Origin of the sequence: uncultured Veillonella sp. (assembly GCF_963534045.1) — a bacterium.
Lineage (GTDB): Bacteria > Bacillota > Negativicutes > Veillonellales > Veillonellaceae > Veillonella.
The window spans coordinates 80,003-104,251 of sequence record NZ_CAUSQT010000003.1; the positions used below are offsets into that span (position 1 = coordinate 80,003).

Below are 24,249 nucleotides of genomic sequence, written 5' to 3' on the forward strand. Positions count from 1 at the left end.
CCAGAAGGTGTTTTCCCATTGAGCAACGTGCCATTCACAAATGTTAATCTATGTTTTGTGGCTCCAACACATCTTCATGATGGGGTTGTGCACCTTCTAAGTGATCAACTGGTTGTTCAATTTCTTGAATCAATTGTGCACGAATTTTGTACAATGCCATGATTGTTTCATCTTGAATAGATTCAATCATGTGCTGGAACATATCATAGGCCTCAAATTTATATTCAACCAAAGGATTTTTTTGGCCATATGCACGAAGGCCAATACCTTCACGAAGCATATCCATATTATCCAAATGTTCCATCCATTTACTATCGACAACACGTAGCATAATCGCTTTTTCAAGTTGGCTAAACATTGCTTCACCTAAAAGATCAACACGATCTTGATATTCGCTATGTGCGATTTCGTGTAAACGTTCATCCAATTCTTGACGTGTATATTCTTCCATCTCTTCTGCAGACATAAGTTCAGAAGTCAAGAAGTATTGACTCAAGTGTTTATGTAAACCTTCGTAATCCCATTCTTCAGGATACAATTTTTCATCAGCATATGTATCAACAGCTTCAGTTACAAGCTTGTCAATCATTTCATTAATGGTATCTCTTAAAGATTCATTTCGTAATATACGACGGCGTTGCTCATATAACACTTCACGTTGTTGATTCATAACATCGTCATATTCCAAGATATATTTACGAATATTGTAGTTATGATCTTCAACTTTCTTTTGAGCACGTTCGATAGATTTTGTGATTAAGGAATGTTCAATTGGTTCATCTTCTTCCATTCCTAGTTTATCCATGATGCCAGAAATATTATCAGCACCAAAGATACGCATCAAGTCGTCTTCCAAAGATAGGAAGAATTGTGAAGAACCTGGATCACCTTGACGACCGGCACGACCGCGTAATTGGTTATCAATACGACGGCTTTCATGACGTTCAGTACCTAAGATAGCTAAACCACCAAGTTCAGGAACACCTTCACCTAATGTGATATCAGTACCACGACCAGCCATGTTTGTAGCGATTGTAACCATACCCATTTGACCAGCATTGGCAACGATTTCCGCTTCTTGTTCATGATGTTTAGCGTTCAATACCTTATGTGGTACACCAGCGCGCAATAACATATCTGAAAGTTCTTCAGATTGAGTAATGGATGTAGTACCAATCAAAATAGGTTGACCCGTTTGATGACGTTCTACAGCATTGCGTACAACAGCACGATATTTTGCTGCTTTAGATTTAAAAATAAGGTCAGGTAAGTCCACACGAATCAAAGGACGATTTGGTGGAATAGGAATTACTTCCAAACCATAAATATCATTAAATTCCTTTTCTTCCGTCTTAGCAGTACCAGTCATACCAGACAATTTTTCATACATACGGAAATAGTTTTGGAATGTAATAGATGCTAACGTTTGGCTTTCACGTTCAACCTTAAGTCCTTCTTTAGCTTCAATAGCTTGGTGCAAACCATCAGAATAACGACGGCCAAACATCAAACGACCTGTAAACTCATCGACAATAACAACTTCACCATCTTTTACTACATAATCTGTATCGCGATGCATCATAGCATAAGCGCGTAAAGAGGCACCTAGTAAATGATTGAGTTCAATGTTATCAGCATCATATAAATTTTCGATGCCTAGCATTTTTTCAACTTTTGTAATACCAGAATCTGTAGGTGCAATCGTCTTTTGTTTTTCGTCGATTGTATAATCTTCATCTTTTACAAGATGTGGTACAACTTGCGCCAATTTATAGTAGTTGTCAGTAGAGCGACTACCAGGGCCAGAAATGATGAGCGGTGTTCTCGCTTCATCGATCAAAATGGAGTCAACTTCATCGACGATTGCATAGTTCAACGGACGTTGTACCATTTGAGATACATCGGAAACCATGTTATCACGAAGATAATCAAAACCAAATTCATTGTTAGTACCATATGTTACATCTGCAGCATACGCTTCTTTACGTTGATTATAATCGAGATTTGCAACGATCAAACCAGTAGAAAGGCCAAGAAAATTATATAAACGACCCATTTGCTCACTGTCGCGTGTAGCCAAATAATCGTTGACAGTAACAACGTGAACACCTTTACCGGATAAAGCATTAAGATATACAGCTAAGGTAGCAACCAAGGTCTTACCTTCACCTGTACGCATTTCTGCAATATTACCTCTATGCAAGCAAATACCACCTAGCATTTGCACATCAAAGTGACGCATACCAAGTACACGTTTTGATGCTTCACGACATACGGCAAAAGCTTCTGGTAAAATATCGTCTAATGTTTCTCCCTTTTGCAAGCGGCGCTTAAACTCATCAGTTTTAGCAACGAGATTAGCATCACTTAATTTTACATAATTAGGTTCTAGTTCATTAATATGATCTACGATTTTGCGCATTTTTTTAACTTCTTTTGCGCTATTATTTCCTATAAGACTTTGTAAAAAGCCGAACAAACAAATCACTCCTCTTCGGGATATCTTACATTATTATATCTAATTCATTATAACGAAAAAGCCTTGAATAGTCAAAGAATTCAAGGCTTTTCTATAGATATACAACTAGAAATATAAAATGGATACCGTTTCTGGTATCCATTCTATATTTCACTCGATTAAATCAACGTAGAAAGATAATTAATTGAATAATCGATCATATTATTTTAATTCTGGTTCAATCAAACCATAGAAACCATCATGTCTGCGGTATACTACATTCATTGTTTCTGTTTCCGCATTGAAGAACATAAAGAAATCATGTCCAATCAAGTTCATTTGCAAGATAGCTTCTTCTACATCCATAGGACGAACAGCAAAATGTTTACGTTTTACTACTTCAATTTTTTCTTCTTCTACAGGTGTATCAAGAGGTGCTACATCTGGATGGAAAGCTTCTTGACGTTTAAAACGTTTTGCCAAACGAGTTTTATGTTTATGAATTTGGCGAACGATTTTATCTACTACTAAATCGATTGCTGCATACATATCATCATTTGTTTCTACGCCACGAAGTACAATTTTATCAACGAAACATGTAATTTCAATGGTTGCTTTATCACGCACTACAGATAATACTGCTTGTGCATCTAACTCATCATCAAAGTAACGGGTCAACTTACCCAATCTTTTTTCTACATACTCACGAAGAGCCGCTGTTACTTCAATGTTTTTACCTCTGATTGCTACTTTCATATGTCAACACCCTTTCTAAAAATCAACGACCAGTTGTTAGAATGTTCTTATTACTCTATTTCTGGTGTCTTAATTAGTATTTCTACATCTACATATAAAACTCCTCTTTTTTGATAAAAATTTTTATATTTTTTGTAGAAATATGTATTGCACACTATTAAATGTGCAAAAAATCCCAACAAATAAGATGTTGGGATTTTTTTAATTTAGTTTTTATGTAATATTTGGTATATGATTACGCTTTTACAACATTTGCTGCTTGTGGACCACGATTGCCATCAACAATGTCAAATGTTACATTTTGACCTTCAGATAAGGATTTAAAACCTTCGTCTTGAATAGCAGAGAAATGAACGAATACATCGCTACCATCTTCTCTTTCAATAAATCCATAACCTTTTTCTGCACTAAACCATTTTACTTTACCTAACATGGGTAATATCCTCCTATAAAATATATATTGTCTTACTGTCTTGCTCTATATCTGTATAATAACATAGCGTGTATAAAATATCAAATTACAACACTCGTATTTCATTTAAATTATTATGCAGATTCAACTCTAATAAATAAATAAATTTGATTCTTAATTCCTTTTAAGTATTGGTTTTACTCTATATATTCTATAGTATAAAGACTCATATTTATTTCATTATAACTAAAATATATGAGTATTATAAATATTTTTTGCACTATACAAATGCATAAACTGTATATTTATCACAAATATTTATATCTAATATCTATTTATATGAATTAACAGATTTAGAAAAATCACTTAATTACAGTAGTTTCTAAAGTAAATATATATAATTTATCAAAATTTGTTATAAGATAACGGGCAACAAAAAACACTCATAATTATAAACTACGTAATTATGAGTGCTGTTTCTAAGAATCTATAAAATTTTAGACAAGAATAATTTTGTTCTATCACTAGAAGGTGCATCAAATACTTGTGCTGGTGTGCCATCTTCTAAGATTTGACCACCATCGACAAATAACACTCTATCCGCAACCTCTTTAGCGAAGCCCATTTCATGTGTAACGATAACCATCGTCATACCTTCATCAGCCAAAGATTTCATTACATCCAATACTTCTCGTACCATTTCTGGATCAAGTGCCGATGTAGGTTCGTCAAATAACATTACCTTCGGTTTCATAGCTAATGCACGTGCAATAGCAACACGTTGCTTTTGACCACCGGATAGTGAGTCCGGATACATTTGAGCTTTATCAGCTAATCCGACACGTTCCAATAGTTTCATAGCAATGTTTTGTGCTTCTTTCTTATCCGTTTTTCTTACATTTACGGGAGCCAATATCAAATTATCCAATACGGTCATATGTGGAAATAGATTAAAGTTTTGGAATACCATACCCACTTCTGTGCGTACAGCATTCAATTTATTTTTATCGGATAAATCCATACCATCCACGATTACATGACCACTTGTAGGTTCCTCTAGATAATTCATCGTCCGCAAAACTGTACTTTTACCAGATCCTGAAGGACCGATGATTACAACAACTTCACCTTTATCAATTTGTAGATTGATGCCCTTTAATACTTCATTTTTACCAAATGATTTTCGCACATCTTTTAATTCTATCATTTTACGTTATATTTCCTTTCAAGGTAAGCAACCAATCGAGAAATCGGTATTGTCATACATAAATAGATAATGGCAACCGTTCCCCAAATTTCAGTAGCCGCATAGGTTTTAGCGATAATTAATTGACCACGACGCATCAATTCTTCAAAACCAATAACAGAAACTAAAGAAGAATCTTTTAGCATGGCAATAAATTCATTACCCAAAGGAGGGATTGATGCTTTAAACGCTTGCGGAATAATAATAAAGCGCATAGTTTGCCACCAAGACAAACCTAGTGAACGACCGGCTTCCATTTGCCCTTTATTTACAGATTGAATACCCGCACGGAATATTTCAGATACATATGCACCAGAATTGATACTACAAGCAGCAACAGCTGCTACATAAGGATCAATTCGAGTGCCAATGATTTGAGGTAATGCAAAGTAAATCATAAAGATTTGTACTAACATAGGTGTACCACGAATTACATCTACGTAACATTTAGCAATCAATCGAACAATTACGAAATTCGACATTCTAGCTAAGGAAACAATTAAACCGATAATGAAACCACAGCTTACAGCAACAGCTGTAATTTTTATGGTCATTAAAGCCCCATATAATAATAATGGTAAATTACTCGTTATGACATTCCAGTCCATTTACAACTCCCTAATTATTTAAAATCCAACACAACAGGCATATCTGCAGGTGCATCTACATTAAACCATTTTTTATATAATGTATTAAATTCACCATCTGCTTTCATATCAGCAATAGCTTTATTAATTTCCTCTTGTAAAGCTTTATTATCTTTATTCAAAGCCAAACCTAAGTACTCTTTTGTATTTGGATATGGCAAGATTTGGATATGTTCATCAGGATGTTTTGTGCTGTAATATTGAGCAACTGGTAAATCAATAACAGTAGCATCAACACCACCATTTTGCAACTCTAACAACGCTTCATTACTATGATCGAATTCTTTTACAGAAGTACCTTCGATCTTATGAGCTAAATCGGAACCAGTTGTCCCCATTTGAGCAGCAATTTTTTTATTCTTCAAATCGTCTAAGGAATGAATGCTATTAGAATCTTTATATACAATAGCTAATGCATTTTCATAGTATGGAGATGAGAATAATACCTTTTCACTACGCGCTTTGGTGATTGTCATACCAGAAGCTGCCACATCAATATCATGTGTATTTAATGCTGGAATCAACGCATCAAAGGCAACGTTTTTAAGCTCTACATCTTTGTTAATACGTTTGCCAATTGCACGAATCAAATCGATATCGAAACCTGCATAATCTTGGGTTTTATCATCTTTAAATTCAAAAGGTACGAATGTAGCATTTGTGCCAACAATTAACTTATTATTAGACGTTGTTGTAGAAGAAAATCCACAACCACCAACTAAAGATGCAGCCATAACAACCATCAAACTACCGAGAACTAATTTTTTTACTTTTTTATTAAACATCTTCTTAACCTCATATATAACTAAGTTTATTTATATAGTATATATACATGGAATAATTATGTCAATAATAATGTATATAACATTTTTAAAATTCCATATTTTAATGATTTCTCTATTAATTTTTATACACAATACGTATTAATATGCACTCCCTGTATACAAAATATAGCTTAACAAACGCAATATCTACAATTTTCATTTATACATCTGTATAAATGAAAAAAAGCACATGAGAAAAGCCTCATGTGCCCGTTATACGGCTGACCTGGTCTTTGCCCCCACACTCGCCTGCTGGAAGGTTCGCTCATAAGCCCATAGCTCCCCACTACTACTCCTCTCGGTGTCCCGGCAGGACTTACATCTAAGCCGCACCATGCTCACAGCCCTTTGGACTGCTTATGTGGATCGTTTTGCCTGCGACTGGCCTCGACTTACAACCACAGACCCGTATTTTAATATTATAGATTATAAATTATATCTATGTCTATATCTTTATTATTTGCAGATAATACAAACATATGTGTTAATCAATATCACTGTTATGAGAATAAAAAATGCAAGTCTTAATTTCAATGTATAGAAAATAGGAATAGGAATATAAAATAATTCTTCATTTTTCTATTATAATTCTTAAAACACGATTTTTACATCCCATTCTTAATGCATTCCTTTTTTGTCAACACTTTCTATTATGCTAAATATGAATACCTATTCAAAAACCAAACATTATACCGATACACAAAGCATAAAAATTGTTGTATAATACGAATACTGTTAAAGAAGAACGGACTATAAGTTGTACGATGTAATGTCCTTGGGGTTGGGACTTTACATATTTGTATAGTAGAGGGGTTTATTATGTTTATGTTATCATTGATGCAGCCGTCCGGGCTGTATGAACTGGAGAAAGATAGTTTAGAGGCCATTAGTGCTCAACTATTACAAATGATACAAATGAAAAGCTATCACTTGTATACACATTCTGTACAAGTCTCCAATTATGCAGTTAGTATTGCTGCAAAAATGGGATTGCCATTAAATGAAATTGAACAAATCCGTCATGCTGCACTATTACATGATGTAGGTCTTTTGATGATTCCTAATGCGATGATTCAAAAAGCACCATACTTGAACAAGCAAGAAATGTCAAAATATAAACAACATGCTGCTAGTGGTGCTAATATGATTGAAAACTATCCATGTTGTCAACAAATCCTATCATATATTCGTTACCATCATGAAAAATGGGACGGATCCGGATATCCAAAACATTTACGTGGCGCCAACATTCCACTTGGGGCACGTATCATTGCTGTTGCGGATTACTATGATTCCACTGTGAATCCATCCACTGAATTTTGGGCAAAAACAAAAGCTAAAGCAAAAGAAGAATTGTTTAGCGCATCTGGTTCCCTCTTTGATCCAGATGTTGTAAAAGCATTTATCGATGTACTAGGTTAAACAACATAATTAAGGCTGTAATAGAACAAAATCTATTACAGCCTTTTATTTTTAAAAACTACCACTAGCTAATGTCAATGCTTCAATATATTGAGGATGATATGCTCTTAATATTCGAGCAGCTGACTCTAAGGTAGCTCCGGTCGTAAATATATCATCAACTAATAAAATTCGCTTATCATATAACAATGAGAAATCGCAAGTTTCCTTCCACATAAATGCCTTATCGATTGTGCTATGCCGTTCACTACCAGATAAGCTCCACATTTCTTTATGGGTATCCATTTTATATAAACAATCAAACCATTTATAACAGACCTCTTTTTCAGTATTATATTCCATAACTCCATTTACACTGTCATCGCTGCTTCTACCATCAATACGATTAGAATTTGAAAATGACAACACCCAATCATAAAAAAATAGATCCACCTGATTATATCCTCTAACCTTCTTTTTTTCTGCACTTGATGGTATAGGAATCACATAATGAGGCCTATAATCGTGCATCCTCAAGTTGTACGATGCTAAAAAAGGAGCAGCCCCTTTGGACTGCTCCTTTTTTTCGTTAAATTTAACGTCATATATCATGGATTTAATACCACCTCGATAGTCAGCTAGAATCCAAGCAGAATTTAGCGAGGACAGTAATTTAGATGGCACTTGTCTTACATGTAGAACTTCTTCAATACAAGCATCACACCAATCCCCTTGTTGTTGTACATGGGTACCACAATGAGGACAAACAGGAGGAAATAAAAAATCAAATAGATTCATTATCCATCACATCTTCCTTGTAAACGTTCTTTAAATAATGTATATCGTTCTTCACCATTAACCGTTTTAACAGCACGCTCTACAGAGCTCTTTGTACCGATCATGATAACCTTTCGCTTAGCCCGTGTAACAGCGGTATATAGTAGGTTTCGTTGTAACATTCCACCGTACATAGGAACAAATGGTATAATAACAACACCATACTCACTGCCTTGACTTTTATGAACTGTTATCGCATAGGCCGGCATAATCATATGTGCTTCATCAATAGATAGGCGAACCTCTTTATGAATAAAGCGAATGCAGATATCAGATTTGGTAATGGCATAAATAACGCCGATTTCACCATTAAAAACTTCTAATTCATAATTGTTAAGAACTTGAATTACCTTATCACCAACGCGGAATGTAATTCCATTAACACGCACTTCCCCTTTATAACTCTCTGGAGGATTTACAGATTGCTGCACATATTGAGATATACTTGTACTGCCAGCCTTACCTCTACGCATAGGCGAAATGATTTGAATATCAAGTTCATCATCGACAAATTCTTTTTCCCGTTTATACACATCAACGATGGCTTTCATCATATCACCAAGAGAGTTAACGGAAATGAAAGTGAATTCATCACTAGTCGTATCAAGATTTGGCATTTCACCACGGTTAATAGCATACGCACTATCGACGATACTATTACCAGAGCTTTGACGATAAATATGTTGTAACCGCGTATACGGGACCATATCACTATCAAGTAAATCTTTCAATACAAATCCAGCACCTATTGGAGGCAATTGATCCACATCACCTACGATAATAACATGGGCTTCGCGAGGTATAGCTGACATAAGGGAATAAAATAATCGCACATTAAGCATGGATGCTTCATCTATGATGATAACATCAATATCAAGAGGATCATCTTCATTTTTTGTGAAATCGTAGGAATCACTACCAGCCACAGGCATAAGTAAACGATGTATGGTTGTTGCTTCAAACTCAGTGGCCTCTGTTAATCGCTTAGCTGCGCGTCCCGTTGGAGCACAGAGAATAATGCGACCTAATCCACCTAATTGAAAACCCTTGACTAAGGCCTTAATAATCGTAGTTTTCCCTGTTCCCGGTCCACCAGTAATAAGGGAAAACTTCTCAAAGAATGATAATTCTATGGCTTCCTTCTGTTCAGGACCAAAGGTAATATGATTATCGGCTTCAAATCGTTCAATAAAATCAGGAATATCTAGTGATATAGGATCAGCTTCAATTAAGAAATCACGCGTATAGTGTACACCTTCAACTTCGGATACATACATTTCAGGAGGATACACATACAATATATCATCATAGTAGGTGCTATAAACGATACCTTGAGAAATTAATGAGTCAATATGATTAGCGATTAAATCAGCATCAACTTGCAATAAATCATAGGTGCGCCCTATCAACTCATCGACAGGTAAACAAGTATGACCTTGATTATCAAGATTTCCTAAAATCCAGTTAACACCAGCTTCTAATCGTCTTTCATCATCAGCCTCTATACCTAAATTAATAGCTAATGTATCCGCCGTATTAAATAACATATCGGGGGCAATACGTAATAGATTATACGGATTATCTTGTATAACATCTATAGAAGAAGCCCCGTAGTATGTGTATACAGTACGAGACCATTTAGAAGAAATTTGATGAGACTCAAAAAAGTGATTTAAATCTGATAAAATACCTTCTCCTAATAGCGTGTTGTATAATTCATCCTTCACACCCTTACGTAAACCAGGCACATCTTTAATTTCTTCCGGCCGTTCTTCACGCAATACATCTAATAATCGAAGGCCAAAATAATCACAGATTTTATCTACAGACTTTTCACCTAAACCCTTTATGCCTAAGTTCATCAAATACAACTTAGCAGCCCCCATATTATCGGGTTTCAGTTTTTCTATACTAGATGCATCAAACTGAATTCCATACTTTTGATGCTCTACATAACGTCCCTTAATCTCAATGTCTTCCCCTTCTTTTGGGGCTTCGAAACGACCAGTACAAGTAATGTATTCCTCATTATAATCTTTCACAAGAAATACACAATACGTGTTCTGTGTATTTTGATATATAATTCGGTATACAAATCCTCGTAATGCTTCCATTATTTCTCCGTATTAGGTAATGCTTCTATAATTTCTTGAACGGCGTCAGTGATGCTACCTTCATTGCCAATCTTAATATGGGCAACGCGTTCATATAAAGGATATCGTTCTTCATATACATTGAAAATATACTCGATACTTTCTTTCACGAGCGGACGAATTTCTAAATCCAAATCATCGAGAATATGGTTAACATCGCGATTTACAAAAACGACTAAACCATTATTACGCATAAGGTTTACGATTTTTTCAGATGTTACCGTACCACCACCAGTAGCAATAACAGATGGCTTATTATGAATCAATTCTTTAATTGTTTCGTATTCATATTCGCTAAATGCATCCTTACCGTCATAAATAAAGATATTTTGTACGGTTTTTCCCACTTTATCTTGAATGGTTTGATCTAAATCATAGAAATCTCGGCCTAATTCTTTAGCTAGCATTTTACCAACCGTAGTTTTACCTGCCCCAGGCATACCAATTAGGAAAATATGCTTATGCATGTGTTCCTTCAAGAACTCATTGCTAATAGAAATGACATCCTTCATATAAGATTCAATATATGTCAACATACGTGAATCGTCACATTCAGTTTTAAGACTAGAAATAATCTCTTGATCACGTTCTTCATCAATAAGAGGTAAATGATGTTCATCCTTAAACTTACCAATTGATTTAATGATAGATAAACGTTGTTCAAATAATTCTACTAACTGTGCATCAATACTATCAATTTGTTTGCGTGCGTCTTTAATATCCATAGCTCCCCCTTATGGGTTATTACGTAAAATCCGAATTGCTGTTTCTTCATCGACTTTCATTTGATCAATCAATTCTTGTAAATTATTAAATTTAACCTCACCGCGTATATATGAAATAAACTGAACCGTTACTTCCTTACCATATACATCTTGGTCAAAATCAAATACATGTACTTCACATCGATGATATTGATTTTTGAAAGTTGGATTATCCCCTATATTTCCAACCCCATCATACCAAATGCCATCTATACAAACCCGATTAGCATACACCCCATCAGGTGGAATTGCCATCTCATTAGGTAATAAAAAGTTAATGGTTGGAAATCCTAATGTACGACCTCGTTGATCACCTTTTATGACGATACCTCTAAACTGGTATGGACGTCCAAGCCAAGCTGTAGCTTGTTCCATATGCCCTTCTTCTATAGCCTTACGTATGTTAGTGCTACAAATTGGACCTTCTTCTGTCGATAGCAAAGGTTCAACGATGATATGAATCCCTTTGGCAGACAATCGTTCCCGCATTAACTGAGGATTGCCCGCTCCTTTGGCACCAAATGTAAAATTAGTACCAATTGCGATGCCTACTACATCTATATCACGACAAAGAGCATCTAAGAATTCATCAGGTGACATAGTAAATATATCCAAATTCATAGGCAATCGTAAGATATAATCTACCTTTAAAGATTCTAAAATTTCATCCATAATATCGGCAGATAATACCCGTTTAGGAACATCTCCAGGTCGCAATATAGTCATAGGATGCGCACTAAATGTGACGAGAACCGTAACGGCATCATGCGCCTTAGCCTCTGCTATTGCATTACCAATGACCCGTTGATGACCACGGTGTACACCATCAAATGTGCCTAATGCGTATACGATTTTACGATTAATTTGACGTAATTCATCAAACGAGTGTAACTGTTTCATACTTATCCTTCAATAAAAATATTTTTATCCACTTTAAGTGAATGTTTCGTTCGTTTTAGAATACCTACAAAACCATGAGGTCCATAGGCTCTATACTTTTCAAATGGAATCGTGTGAGAAAAGGCCTCAACGATTGGTAATTCCTTACCTTGTACCATCATCTTTAATTGTACACTATTTACGTCCACTTTTGAAAGATGGGATACCGCAATATCCGTAGGCAACAACAATTTTTCACCGTGAATCGTTAATTCCTCCGCTATATAGGCAGATTGAATATCAAAAGGCCCCACACAAGTTCTTGCCAAGGAAGTCATGGTCCCAGGAATGCCTAATTGAATACATATATCACGTAACAACGAACGAATATAGGTACCACCAGAACAGGTGACACAAATTGTAAAATAAGGAAAACCATAAGCTACCAATTCAATATTAGAAATCGAAATGGTTCGCATTGGTAACTCTACAGGTATCCCCTTACGTGCATATTCATAAGCCCGTATACCATTAATTTTTATAGCCGAGTACTTGGATGGGCGTTGCTCTTGTGTGCCAACAAATCTAGATAGCACTGATGATAATTCATCCCACGTTGGCGGTATCAATCGTTCATTAATTGTAGAGTGATCCGCCAGTAATGTAACGCCACTAGTGAGATTTATATCATCATCAGGTAATACTGGCTGTCCCGTACTATCTTCAGTGTCAGTAAAAGTACCAAATTTACATTCTGCTACATAGGTCTTATTAAATCCATCTGTGTATTCAATGAGACGTGTGGCCTTACCCAAAAAAATAGGCAATACACCATAGGCCATAGGGTCCAATGTGCCACTATGACCAATTCGTTTTTCTTTTAAAATGCGACGACATATACCTACAGCATCATGACTGGTAATACCAGGAGGTTTTAAAAATGGCAGCACTCCATCCATTATTTGATAACCCCCAATAGACGAGACTTAGCCTCATCGATAGAACCTTCTATGGTACAACCAGCAGCACGTATATGACCACCACCGCCAAAATGATTAGCAATAGCATTCACATCTATCCCCTTAGATCGAAGGCTGATACGCGTGCGATTTGGGCTTTCACCTTTCAATAAAATGGCCACATCAACAGTATCTACATTACGAATAATGTCGACGAATCCATCTGTATCGTCGCCTAATATAGACATAACCTCTGGAGATAGCTCGATAGTAGCAACGCGATTATCCTTATAAAAAGCAATAGTTTGCATTACCTGTTTCGTTAATTCAAGACGTGCTGCACTTACGGCCTCAATCGTTTCAGAAATAACATTTGGCCTTGCACCAGCAGCAACACATAGACTAGCCATTTTTAGGGTATTAGCCGTAGTATTGCTAAATTTAAAGAATCCACAGTCGGTGGCAATCGCCATATAAAGAGCATTGCCCATAGACTCTGTAATAGGCCAATTCCATTGTTCGCACAAGTCCGTAATAATTTCACCAGTAGCCGCAAAATCAGGTTTTAAATATAGATGATCTGCAAATTCTGAATTAGAAATATGATGATCTATATTAAAAATAGGTGCACTAAAGAGTGCACCTACGCGGCCAATCCGTTCATACGTGCTAGCATCTAATACCATTAGCATATCAACCTGTACAGGATGTGTTTCAAAATAGGCAACACCCTTAATTTGATCGATATACGATAAAAAGGAATATTTTTCAGGTATTACATCATCCACGACCATATACACAGTTTTGCCTTGCGCTACGAGAGCCTCATAAAAGGCAACCATAGAACCAATAGCATCGCCATCTGGTCGTACGTGGACAGTGAGCATTATAGAATTAGCTTCACACAGAGCCATGTGTAATTGATTAATTGTGATCTTACTCATGTTCTGTATCCTTTGTGTTAATTTGTTTCTTCATCCTTTTTGATTTCATTCAAAAGGGATTCAATATGCATGCTGTAATCCAACGATGTATCCTTATCAAAGGTAATCGTAGGGATATGGCGCAATTTCAATACCTTGCCAAGCTCGGTACGTACATGGCCAGATGCATGCTTTAATGCGATAAGAGTATCTTCTTTCTCTTTATCGGAACCAAACAAGGAAACATAAATCGTAGCTTCACGTAAATCACCAGTTACATGAACATCGGTAATCGTCGTAAAGCCGATGCGAGGGTCTTTCAACCCACGCATCAACATTTGACTTACTTCTTGTTTGATGAATTCTTGTAATTTTCTTACACGAACATCACTCATAGTAACCTCCTATATTTGAGGTGCAACTTCTTCCATCAAGTACGCTTCGATTACGTCGCCTTCCTTGATGTCGCGGTAACCTTCCAAGGAGATACCGCATTCGAAGGATGTTTTAACTTCTTTCACTTCGTCTTTGAAACGACGTAAGGAATCAACCTTACCTTCAAATACGACAATACCATCACGGATCAAACGTACTTCAGAATCGTTCGTAATACGACCTTCTGTTACATAGGAACCGGCAACGATAGCTTTAGGTGTAGAGATAACTTGACGCACCTCTGCACGACCAACGACAACCTCTTTAAATTCAGGTGCCAACATACCACGCATAGCAGACTCAACATCATTGATGGCATCATAGATTACGCGGTACGTACGAAGGTCAACCTTTTCTTGTTCCGCAGCACGACGAACATTAGCATCTGGACGTACGTTAAAGCCCATTACGATAGCATTAGATGCAGATGCCAACATAATATCGGATTCGTTAATGGCACCTACAGCAGCATGAACGATAACAATACGAACTTCAGGGTTCTTAATACCTTCTAAAGATTGACGCAATGCTTCTACAGAACCTTGAACGTCCGCTTTGATGATAATATTAAGATCTTTTAACTCACCTTGTTGAATTTGGTTGAAGATATCATCCAACGTAACTTTGTGAGTAGCTTGCAATTCTTGTACGCGTTGTTTAGCAATACGTTTCTCAGCGATAGCACGTGCTTCATTATCATCCATACCGTTAATGATTTCACCAGCTTGTGGAACTTCGGAGAAGCCTAAGATTTCTACCGGCATAGAAGGACGAGCAACCTTTACTTTTTCGCCGCGTTCATTTGTCATGGCACGAACTTTACCATATGCAGTACCAGCAAGAACGGTGTCACCTACACGAAGGGAACCTTTTTGTACCAATACTGTACATACTGCACCACGACCTTTATCAAGTTGAGCCTCGATAACAACACCGTATGCTTTACGATTAGGGTTCGCTTTTAATTCCATAACCTCTGCTACAAGCAAGATATTTTCGAGCAAGTCATCAATACCTTGTTTTTTCTTAGCAGATACAGGAACCATGATTACATCGCCACCCCATTCTTCTGGCAACAAACCATGTTCAGATAATTGTTGTTTAACATGATCAGGGTTAGCACCTGGTTTATCCATTTTGTTGATGGCTACGATAATAGGCACATCTGCAGATTTAGCATGGTTGATAGCTTCGATAGTTTGTGGCATTACACCATCATCGGCAGCTACTACGAGAACTGCGATATCCGTAGACTTCGCACCGCGTAGACGCATAGCTGTGAAAGCTTCATGGCCTGGTGTATCTAGGAATGTGATCTTATTGTCATTGTAACGAACTTGGTATGCACCGATATGTTGTGTAATACCGCCTGCTTCACCAGCTGTTACATTGGTTTGGCGAATTACGTCCAACAAGGATGTTTTACCATGGTCAACGTGACCCATGATAGTTACAACAGGAGGACGAGGTTTCAATGTTTCTGGTGCGTCTTCAATTTCGATAACATCTGTTGGATCCTCTTCAGGTTCTACTTCTGTTACGGTTACACCAAAATCTTCGGCTACGATAGTAGCTGTATCAACATCTACTTCTTGGTTAATGCTAGCCATAACACCTAAGAGCATCAATTTTTTGATGATTTCAGATACTTCACGCCCCATTTTTTCAGCCAATTCTTTAACTGTTAAAGGACCGCTTAATTCGATTTCCGTAGCAATTGCTTCTTGCGCTTTACGCTCTTCTTCCGCCTTATGTTGCAAGTATTGCTCGTTACGATGTTTTACCTTGTTTTTCTTCTTTTGCATGGATGTAGACAACAAGGATTGAGGTCGGTTATTGCCTTTTTTATTTTTCTTGTTCCGGCGATCATTGCCATTTTGTTGGTTGCCACCGTTGTTGCGGTTATCTACACGGCCATTGCGGTTGCGATTATCTGCATTACCATTGTGGCGGTTGTCATTTTTTTGACCTTGTTGGCCATCATTCTTTTGGCCTTGTTGTTGACCATTAGGACGATCTTGTTTCTGATGATTACGGCCATCTTGTTTATTGCCGCCATTATTTTGTTTTTTAGTAGGCTCGTTAATTTGTACATGACGAACATTGGATTTCTTATCTTCATGTTTCTTATCATCATGTTTAGCCTCTTTTTTATAACTCTGTTCTTTTGCTGGTTTATCTGCTTTTGCAGGTTTTTCAGCTTTAACAGCCGCTTTTTCATGTTTGCTTGGATTAGCTGGAGCAGCTGCCGCCTTTGTATCGGCCCCACTAGACTTACCACCTAATTGATTTTTCACCACAGTATAACCTGCATCATCTACTGTATTAACGGCTTTTGTAACATTAAAATTATGTTGTTGCAAAATAGAAATAACCTGTTTACTTTCAACGCCAAATTCCTTAGCGATTTCATGTACGCGCTTTTTGGACATCTACATACCCCCTTCTTACTGATCAATCTCTTTTAGTAATGCTTTTGCAAATCCATCATCCTCTACGGCTACCACTACACGTACTTCTTTGCCTATAGCCGTACCTAATGTTTCTTTACTGCCGACTTTACGCAATGGGATATGATGTATTTCTGCTAATTGTATGTATTTCTTTTCATTATTGGCCGCACAATCACCTGCTAATAGAACAAGCTTAGGGGTTTTCTTTTTCATCGCTTTCTCTACGATGAAATCTCCGGAACTTAATTTTCCGGCCCGTTGTGCCAAGCCTAAGAGATTTAAAACTTTTTCTTCATTCATATGCTGAAATTATTCATGACCTTCCAAATCGTGCTTCAATGCTTCATATACCTCTTTTGATACAGCATGCTTTAAAGAGCGTTCTAATTTTTTACCCTTATACGCAGCCTCAAAACAGTCCATGGATGCACAGATATAAGCACCACGACCAGGAGCTTTACCAGTTCTGTCGATACTGATTGTCCCTTCTGGGCTTAGAGCAACACGCATTAACTCGCGCTTACTCTTTGGTTCACCACAGCCTACACAGGTACGCATAGGTTGAGATTTGGTTTTCATTAGTCTTCGCTTTCCGCTGCTTCAGTACTTGTAAAACCTGTGAAAGGATTTTCTGCAGCTTGTGTTTCACTCTTAATGTCGATTTTCCAGTTTGTCAATTTAGCTGCTAAGCGAGCATTTTGACCAGCTTTACCGATAGCCAAGGACAATTGGTAATCAGGTACTACAACATAAGAAGATTTTTCTTCTTCGCTAACATCTACAGAGATTACCTTTGCAGGGCTTAAAGAGTTCGCAATGTAAATGGCAGGATCTTCATCCCATTTTACAATGTCGATTTTTTCATCGTGTAATTCGTCTACAATGTGTTGAACACGTTGACCTTTTGGACCTACGCAAGCACCAACCGGATCGATAGATTCATCGCGGCTATATACAGCGATTTTAGAACGCATACCAGGTTCACGTGCTACAGATTTAAGCTCTACCACACCTTCATAGATTTCTGGCACTTCTAATTCAAACAAGCGTTTTAATAGGCCTGGATGAGTACGGGAAATCATAATTTGAGGGCCTTTCGTAGTTTTCTTAACCTCTACGATATAGCATTTAATGCGGTCCCCTTCATGATATGTTTCTGTACCGATTTGCTCAGTTGGAGGTAAGATAGCTTCTGTTTTACCAAGATTAATATATACGTTTTTACCTTCAACGCGTGTAATAACACCGGTAATGATATCGCCTTCACGGCTATAATATTCTTCGTAAACCACACTGCGTTCAGCTTCTTTCAAACGTTGAATCAACATTTGTTTAGCTGTATGAGCTGCACTGCGACCAAAATTAGCAGGTGTTACATCTGCTTCAACAATATCGCCAATTTCATAGCGTTTATCAATTTTACGAGCATCTAAAAGGCTGATTTCGGTTTCTGGTAATTCTACAGTTTCTACAACTTGTTTCTTTGCCATTACCTTATAGGCACCAGTTTCACGATTCAATTCCACATACGCATCTGGATTAGAATGTGGTTCCTTACGATATGCTTGTAGTAATGCAGCTTCTAGGGATTCAAAAATAACCTCAGGTGCAAAACCTTTTTGTTTTGTCAGCACCATAACTGCTTGAATTAATTCTTGACTCACTCGTATGCCTCCATATATTAAAAATCAAGATGTAATCGAATTTGTGCAATGGCAGAGCGTTCAAATGTTACGCTTTCACCATTGATTGAAAATTCTATCGTTGTATCTGTAAAGCCTTGTAGCACACCCGTATATTGTTTACTACCATTAATAGGTTTGAACAATTGGATATCTACATCACGGCCATTATACCGAATGAAATCTTTATCCTTTTTTAGAACTCGATCAAGACCAGGAGAAGACACTTCAAGCAAATAGTTTTCTGCAATAGGGTCTTTCTCATCGAGAGCAGCGCTCAATTTTTCACTGACCATTTGACAGTCATCCAAATCGACACCACCTGGTTTATCAAGGTACACGCGCAAATACCAATCCCGTTCTCGAACATAGTCGACATCGACTAATTCCAGATTCGTGCCAGCTATAACGCCTTCAACTACAGAGGATACAAATTCCTCTACGGCCTCTCTTTTCATAGCGATCGCCTCCTTATAACATACTACATATCGATTATATACGCTGTTTTCATCATACAATTTGATACAATTATATGACTAATTTCACCCAATCATAAACGAAAGAGTGAGCAAAAAATAGCCCACTCTTAAAAAAGTTTATATAAAAGTCATGTATAGTATAGCATAATTCCGCTAAAATGTACAATTTAACCGCGTGAATTTAGTTCACACAGTATATTTTTTAAATGTTCAGATAGTACATGTTCCAAATCATCTAATGACTTAGCATCAAGATGATGATCAATTTCTGGATAATTTTGATACCGTAATTCTGCAAAGAATTCATCGCGATATTCATTATAGTACAACAGTAATCCTGTACATTCATCCATCTTTCGATATTCACCTATGATATAAGAACCATTAATCATGCGCACCGCATTTTTAGGTGTTATATCTCGCACAAATCCTTCTAACTCAGCAGGCATAACAGATTCATAATCCCAATTTTGTAGCCCCTTACGCATATAGGTATAGGTAAAATTTTCTGCACTGTTGATTAGTAATTTTGAAAGTCCTTGTACACAGCGTTCTTGTAATCCCTGCCAATACGGTTCGAACTCTTGGCGCACAAAAGATATATCTACAAATGTGAACAAAGGCATCACTACGTGCACGGTATAATCCTCTACCTCTTTATCATAGAGAGCACACCACTTCCAACCTAAATCATTTTCATAGTGAAATAAAGGTAAAGTCAACACGGCTTCACCTGCAGCTAATGTTTCTTGCGCTTTCACAATTTCATCGGGCCCTGTCACCTTGAGTTTAAAATTACCAATCTCCGGTGGCAACCAAGAATAGTCTAAAGACTTACAGGTTTCAATGATGTTCTCCATATAGTGACTCATACCTTTCTTGATAGGTTAAAACGGTTTTAACATACATACGCGTTTCTGGAAATGGAATCGTATCAACCATGCCATTCCAATTTTTTTCCTTAATCCATGATTCTACATGTCCACGACCTGCATTATAAGCAGCTAACGCTTGCACTTCATCACCGTTAAATTCTTTTAATAAATACCCTAAATACCACGTACCTAGCTGAATATTTGTTTCTGGCTCTTTTAGTTGACGATCCGTGTAGTTACCATGTCCCATTTGTTGTGCTACCCAACGGGCTGTATCCGGCATGAGCTGCATCAGTCCAAGCGCCCCCGTCTCGGATTCCGCCGTATTCTTATATTTACTTTCAGCTAAAATAACACTAGCCACCAACGATGGTGACACCTCTTCTTTTTCCGCAGCCGATACAACTACATCTCTATAATCAAAGGGGTATGCCGTATAGCGTGCTACAGGATCTTGCATATGGTTAAAATAAAACCATCCCAACACGACAACAGCCAATGCTGTTGCTGTATTTCGTTTCATACATCCTCCCCTTAATCCTAACCGTATATATTTTGAATCGATTCAATCACATATATTGATGATTATTTATTATACAACGGTAGTAGTTTCTCATGCCACAATTTTTCTAACTGAATATATAATTCATCAGGTGTACCATCATTATTAATGATGACATCTGCAAATGAGCGTTTATCATCTAATAACATTTGACTTTGAATACGCGCTAATGCGTCTTCTCTTGAATATCCATTGCGCTCCACTAATCGGTGAACTTGCACCTCTGGCGATACATAGACAAGCCAAACCGTATCAAGTCGCTCATACCACTTACCTTCAATGAGAAGAGGAATATCATAAATAACAGCTGGTTGTTCTTCATCCTCATACATCGCAGTCAGTTCATCAATACGTTGACGAATAAAACCATGCAAACAACTATTTAGCTGTAAACGTTTTTCCTCATTGTGAAAGATGATACTCCCAAGCGCTTCACGGTTTAATCTACCATCATTGAGAATCACTGTATCACCAAATAATTCACGAATAGCAGCGAGTCCAGGCGTACCAAGATCAACCACTTCACGTGCTACTACATCGGCATCAATATAAGGTACATTCTTCTTTTTAAAAAAGTCTAGTACTGTACTCTTGCCAGATGCAATTCCACCTGTTAAACCTATTTTTAACATATGTGCCTCCTGCATCTATCCTTCTACTCTAAACGTTATATGTAAAATTTATTTTACAAGTGCCCAGTTTTCCGCATTATGTACATCGACGATAAGTGGAACATGTAATTCTACAATGGATTCCATGGTTTCCTTAAGCAACGTTTGAATAGCATCCAATTCATCGTTAACCACTTCTAATACAAGTTCATCATGCACCTGTAATAATAAGCGAGATTTAAATGTCTTCTCTTCTAAAATGGATTCTACCTTATTCATAGCGAGCTTAATAATATCAGCAGCAGTACCTTGTATCGGTGTATTCATAGCCGTACGCTCTGCAAAGGAACGACGGTTAAAATTACGACTATTAATATCTGGTAACTCGCGCATGCGACCAAACATCGTACGTACTTTACCGGTTTCATGGGCTTCTTTCACCATGTTATCCATATATTCCTTAACCTTCGGATAGCGGCTAAAATAAAGCTCAATATAGTTTTTTGCTTCTTGACGTGTAATTCCTAAATCACGAGATAAACCAAAATCAGAAATACCGTAAATAATTCCGAAATTGACAGCCTTTGCATGAGACCGTTCTTCGCTGGTTACCTCATCTTGAGACTTTCCAAGCACTTCAGCAGCGGTAAATCTATGAATATCTTTACCATCGTTGAAAGCCTTAATTAACGCTTCATCACCAGACAAATGCGCCAAGATGCGGAGCTCAATTTGTGAATAATCGGCACTCACCAGTGTATCAAAGCCTTCTCCAGGATAGAATAACGCTCTAATTTCACGACCCTTTTCTGTACGAACAGGAATATTTTGTAAGTTCGGATCTGAAGAGCTCAAGCGTCCAGTAGCTGTTACCATTTGGTTGAATGTGGTATGAATGCGATGCGTTTCAGGATTGATGAGGACCGCTAAGCCTTCACAATAGGTAGAAACTAATTTGGCAACTGACCGATAGGCCAAAATCTTCTCTACAATAGGGCTTTCATGACGAAGCATATCCAATACTTCTGCATCTGTGGAGTAACCTGTTTTCGTCTTTTTAATGACAGGTAGATTCATCTTTTCAAACAAGATGATTCCCAATTGTTTTGGAGAATTAATATTAAACGTTTCCCCTGCCAATTCATAAATTTCTTGCTGAACAGCTTCGAGTTCCGCCTTGAATTTAACAGTTGTTTCTTCTAATTTTACAGGGTCAATATAAATACCATTTTTCTCCATAACTAATAATGTATGAATCAATGGCAATTCAATATTGTTGTATAAATCCCATAAGGATTCGTCTTGCAATGCCTTAACAGCAGCATCGTCCATAGCAAGCAATGCTTTCACCATAGAGACGCACTCTACATCTATACTACCTGTAGCAATGGGTGACACACTAAAACGCTCTGTTAAATAAAGATATCCATAATTGGTACGCGTTGGGTCCAATAGATAAGCCATCAAGGATACATCGTGAATACGAGCCACACCATTTTCATACAAACGGATTTGAGCCGGTTCATCGTGGCAAAGAACCTCCATCAATTCCTTACTTTGCGTCGTTACAACCGTCTTTGCACCATTCAATGCATTCAATAATTTGTCATTATGAGAACCATCTAGCTTGATAATGCTTTCACCATTATTAATGAAAGCAGATGTAATCGTACGGAATGGGGCCTTGCCATCCGTAATAATATGAACACCAATGGTTTTATTTTTGTAAAAGTCCTCAGTAAGAGCAGATGCATCTAATAGATCTTCAATTTTAATCTCTTCGGCCATACTAAAGAGTCCACCAAAATCCTCTGTATCGCTACCTTCTGCGCCCATCACACTAGCCAAGCGAGGTGTCAATTTTGTAAAACCTAATGTTTCAAACATAGGTTTTACTTCGCCAAGGTGGAAATTCTGTACAAATTGATCAAGTGTATAGGACAAGTCCATGTCAGTCTTGATGGTAGCCAATTGACGAGATAAGAACGCCAAATCCTTATTTTCAACAAGACGCTCTTTTAATTTCTTGCCAGAAATGTTATCGATATTCTCATATACAGACTCTAAATCACCGTATTCATTAATCAATTTAAGAGCTGTTTTTTCACCAACCCCTGGAACGCCTGGAATATTATCGGAAGAATCGCCCATAAGCGCCTTCATTTCGATAACTTTATCTGGGCCATAGCCATATAATTCAGTCATATTATCCAAGGTAACCTCCAGCATATCCGAGATACCTTTTTTCGTTAAGAATACATGACTGTAATCGGTAACAAGCTGTAAATTATCACGGTCACCAGTAATAATTTGCACTGCTAAATCAGAAGATCCAAATTTCTTAGACAAGGAACCAAGAATATCATCCCCCTCATAACCTTCCTCTTCAATAACACAAATGCCAAGAGCCTTCAACACATCTTGAATCAAACTAAATTGAGGCCGTAAATCCTCTGGTGCATCAGGGCGATTACCCTTGTATTCACTATACATTTCCGTACGGAACGTTTGACGACCTTTATCAAAGGCTACAGCAATATAATCAGGTTTAATCTCTTCATATAATTTAATGAGCATCGTCAAAAAACCATATACCGCATTCGTTGGCGTGCCAAGGGCAGACTTCAACGGAGGAAGCGCAAAAAAGGCACGGAATAATAGGCTGCTGCCATCTATAATCATTAATTTTTTCATAAGTACACCTCGCTTAATCATATGTTTCATTATAGCATATTGGGGCGTAATAAAATTGATTTTTCATCGTTTAGAGCCATGTAAAAATATATGTAATAAGCATTCTTTCTTAAGAAGAATGGGAACACAGGTGGTCTAAAGCTTCCACCGGCCGGGTCTGTCTACGGCCTGCGGCCTTCGCAGGGCCAAAGTCAGCTTT

At 37.2% G+C, this 24,249-nt stretch carries 23 protein-coding genes; 1 reads left to right on the plus strand and 22 read right to left on the minus strand.

Features of this window, described 5'->3' with window-relative positions; all coding sequences use genetic code 11:
• Window positions 1-43: 43 nt before the first annotated feature.
• The 6 genes from secA to RYP29_RS01605 form a co-directional block, all read right to left on the minus strand.
• On the minus strand, window positions 44-2,479 hold the full coding sequence (gene secA, locus RYP29_RS01580; RefSeq protein WP_287510125.1) for a preprotein translocase subunit SecA: 2,436 nt from the start codon (window positions 2,477-2,479) through the stop codon (window positions 44-46).
• A gap of 201 nt (window positions 2,480-2,680) precedes the next feature.
• On the minus strand, window positions 2,681-3,214 hold the full coding sequence (gene hpf, locus RYP29_RS01585) for a ribosome hibernation-promoting factor, HPF/YfiA family (RefSeq protein ID WP_005378989.1): 534 nt from the start codon (window positions 3,212-3,214) through the stop codon (window positions 2,681-2,683).
• Between the two features lie 235 nt (window positions 3,215-3,449).
• Window positions 3,450-3,647 carry a cold shock domain-containing protein gene (locus tag RYP29_RS01590; RefSeq protein WP_005379075.1) on the minus strand — a complete coding sequence of 66 codons (198 nt, stop codon included), beginning with the start codon at window positions 3,645-3,647 and terminating at the stop codon, window positions 3,450-3,452.
• A 466-nt stretch (window positions 3,648-4,113) separates the two neighbouring features.
• The gene (locus RYP29_RS01595; protein WP_287531929.1) at window positions 4,114-4,833 is read right to left on the minus strand and encodes an amino acid ABC transporter ATP-binding protein; all 720 of its coding nucleotides are present in this window, start codon (window positions 4,831-4,833) and stop codon (window positions 4,114-4,116) included.
• Entirely contained in the window at window positions 4,830-5,480 is a 651-nt protein-coding gene (locus RYP29_RS01600) for an amino acid ABC transporter permease (RefSeq protein WP_009661171.1), read from the minus strand. Before RYP29_RS01600 ends, RYP29_RS01595 begins: the two co-directional genes overlap by 4 nt.
• A 14-nt stretch (window positions 5,481-5,494) precedes the next feature.
• Window positions 5,495-6,304 (minus strand): basic amino acid ABC transporter substrate-binding protein, encoded by an 810-nt coding sequence (locus tag RYP29_RS01605; RefSeq protein WP_311531775.1) that lies wholly within the window; start codon window positions 6,302-6,304, stop codon window positions 5,495-5,497.
• An 858-nt stretch (window positions 6,305-7,162) separates the two neighbouring features.
• Here RYP29_RS01605 and RYP29_RS01610 point away from each other — a divergent pair.
• Complete coding sequence (locus tag RYP29_RS01610) at window positions 7,163-7,765, plus strand: HD-GYP domain-containing protein (RefSeq protein ID WP_005378919.1); 603 nt, start codon at window positions 7,163-7,165, stop codon at window positions 7,763-7,765.
• A gap of 51 nt (window positions 7,766-7,816) precedes the next feature.
• Here RYP29_RS01610 and RYP29_RS01615 read toward each other — a convergent pair whose 3' ends face one another.
• The 16 genes from RYP29_RS01615 to polA all read right to left on the minus strand — a co-directional run bounded on the left by RYP29_RS01615 (window position 7,817) and on the right by polA (window position 24,050).
• Window positions 7,817-8,542, minus strand: a complete 726-nt coding sequence (locus RYP29_RS01615; protein ID WP_227041157.1) for a ComF family protein — start codon at window positions 8,540-8,542, stop codon at window positions 7,817-7,819.
• A complete protein-coding gene (locus RYP29_RS01620) occupies window positions 8,542-10,695 on the minus strand; it encodes an ATP-dependent RecD-like DNA helicase (protein ID WP_311531777.1) in 2,154 nt (717 codons plus the stop codon). The genes RYP29_RS01615 and RYP29_RS01620 overlap by 1 nt, the downstream gene beginning before the upstream one ends.
• Entirely contained in the window at window positions 10,695-11,459 is a 765-nt protein-coding gene (locus tag RYP29_RS01625) for a shikimate kinase (protein ID WP_005383814.1), read from the minus strand. Before RYP29_RS01625 ends, RYP29_RS01620 begins: the two co-directional genes overlap by 1 nt.
• Before the next feature lie 9 nt (window positions 11,460-11,468).
• On the minus strand, window positions 11,469-12,398 hold the full coding sequence (locus RYP29_RS01630) for a bifunctional riboflavin kinase/FAD synthetase (RefSeq protein ID WP_311531781.1): 930 nt from the start codon (window positions 12,396-12,398) through the stop codon (window positions 11,469-11,471).
• A 2-nt stretch (window positions 12,399-12,400) separates the two neighbouring features.
• Window positions 12,401-13,336 carry a tRNA pseudouridine(55) synthase TruB gene (gene truB / locus RYP29_RS01635; RefSeq protein WP_311531783.1) on the minus strand — a complete coding sequence of 312 codons (936 nt, stop codon included), beginning with the start codon at window positions 13,334-13,336 and terminating at the stop codon, window positions 12,401-12,403.
• Window positions 13,336-14,280, minus strand: a complete 945-nt coding sequence (locus RYP29_RS01640; protein ID WP_311531785.1) for a bifunctional oligoribonuclease/PAP phosphatase NrnA — start codon at window positions 14,278-14,280, stop codon at window positions 13,336-13,338. Before RYP29_RS01640 ends, truB begins: the two co-directional genes overlap by 1 nt.
• 17 nt (window positions 14,281-14,297) lie before the next feature.
• The gene (gene rbfA / locus RYP29_RS01645; RefSeq protein ID WP_281741549.1) at window positions 14,298-14,654 is read right to left on the minus strand and encodes a 30S ribosome-binding factor RbfA; all 357 of its coding nucleotides are present in this window, start codon (window positions 14,652-14,654) and stop codon (window positions 14,298-14,300) included.
• 9 nt (window positions 14,655-14,663) lie between these two features.
• The gene (gene infB / locus RYP29_RS01650; RefSeq protein WP_311531789.1) at window positions 14,664-17,126 is read right to left on the minus strand and encodes a translation initiation factor IF-2; all 2,463 of its coding nucleotides are present in this window, start codon (window positions 17,124-17,126) and stop codon (window positions 14,664-14,666) included.
• A 15-nt stretch (window positions 17,127-17,141) separates the two neighbouring features.
• Window positions 17,142-17,447, minus strand: a complete 306-nt coding sequence (locus tag RYP29_RS01655; protein ID WP_311531791.1) for a ribosomal L7Ae/L30e/S12e/Gadd45 family protein — start codon at window positions 17,445-17,447, stop codon at window positions 17,142-17,144.
• Window positions 17,448-17,456: 9 nt separating this feature from the next.
• On the minus strand, window positions 17,457-17,726 hold the full coding sequence (rnpM, locus tag RYP29_RS01660; protein WP_005378858.1) for an RNase P modulator RnpM: 270 nt from the start codon (window positions 17,724-17,726) through the stop codon (window positions 17,457-17,459).
• A complete protein-coding gene (gene nusA / locus RYP29_RS01665) occupies window positions 17,726-18,811 on the minus strand; it encodes a transcription termination factor NusA (protein ID WP_287502816.1) in 1,086 nt (361 codons plus the stop codon). The genes rnpM and nusA overlap by 1 nt, the downstream gene beginning before the upstream one ends.
• 17 nt (window positions 18,812-18,828) lie before the next feature.
• On the minus strand, window positions 18,829-19,287 hold the full coding sequence (rimP, locus tag RYP29_RS01670) for a ribosome maturation factor RimP (RefSeq protein ID WP_005378889.1): 459 nt from the start codon (window positions 19,285-19,287) through the stop codon (window positions 18,829-18,831).
• Window positions 19,288-19,475: 188 nt separating this feature from the next.
• Window positions 19,476-20,168, minus strand: coding sequence for a hypothetical protein (locus RYP29_RS01675; RefSeq protein ID WP_005378862.1), 693 nt, complete (start codon window positions 20,166-20,168; stop codon window positions 19,476-19,478).
• A complete protein-coding gene (locus tag RYP29_RS01680; protein WP_005379024.1) occupies window positions 20,152-20,706 on the minus strand; it encodes a lytic transglycosylase domain-containing protein in 555 nt (184 codons plus the stop codon). The genes RYP29_RS01675 and RYP29_RS01680 overlap by 17 nt, the downstream gene beginning before the upstream one ends.
• A 62-nt stretch (window positions 20,707-20,768) precedes the next feature.
• Window positions 20,769-21,377, minus strand: coding sequence for a dephospho-CoA kinase (gene coaE, locus RYP29_RS01685; RefSeq protein WP_311531792.1), 609 nt, complete (start codon window positions 21,375-21,377; stop codon window positions 20,769-20,771).
• Window positions 21,378-21,425: 48 nt separating this feature from the next.
• Window positions 21,426-24,050 carry a DNA polymerase I gene (gene polA, locus RYP29_RS01690; protein ID WP_311531793.1) on the minus strand — a complete coding sequence of 875 codons (2,625 nt, stop codon included), beginning with the start codon at window positions 24,048-24,050 and terminating at the stop codon, window positions 21,426-21,428.
• Window positions 24,051-24,249: the final 199 nt, after the last annotated feature.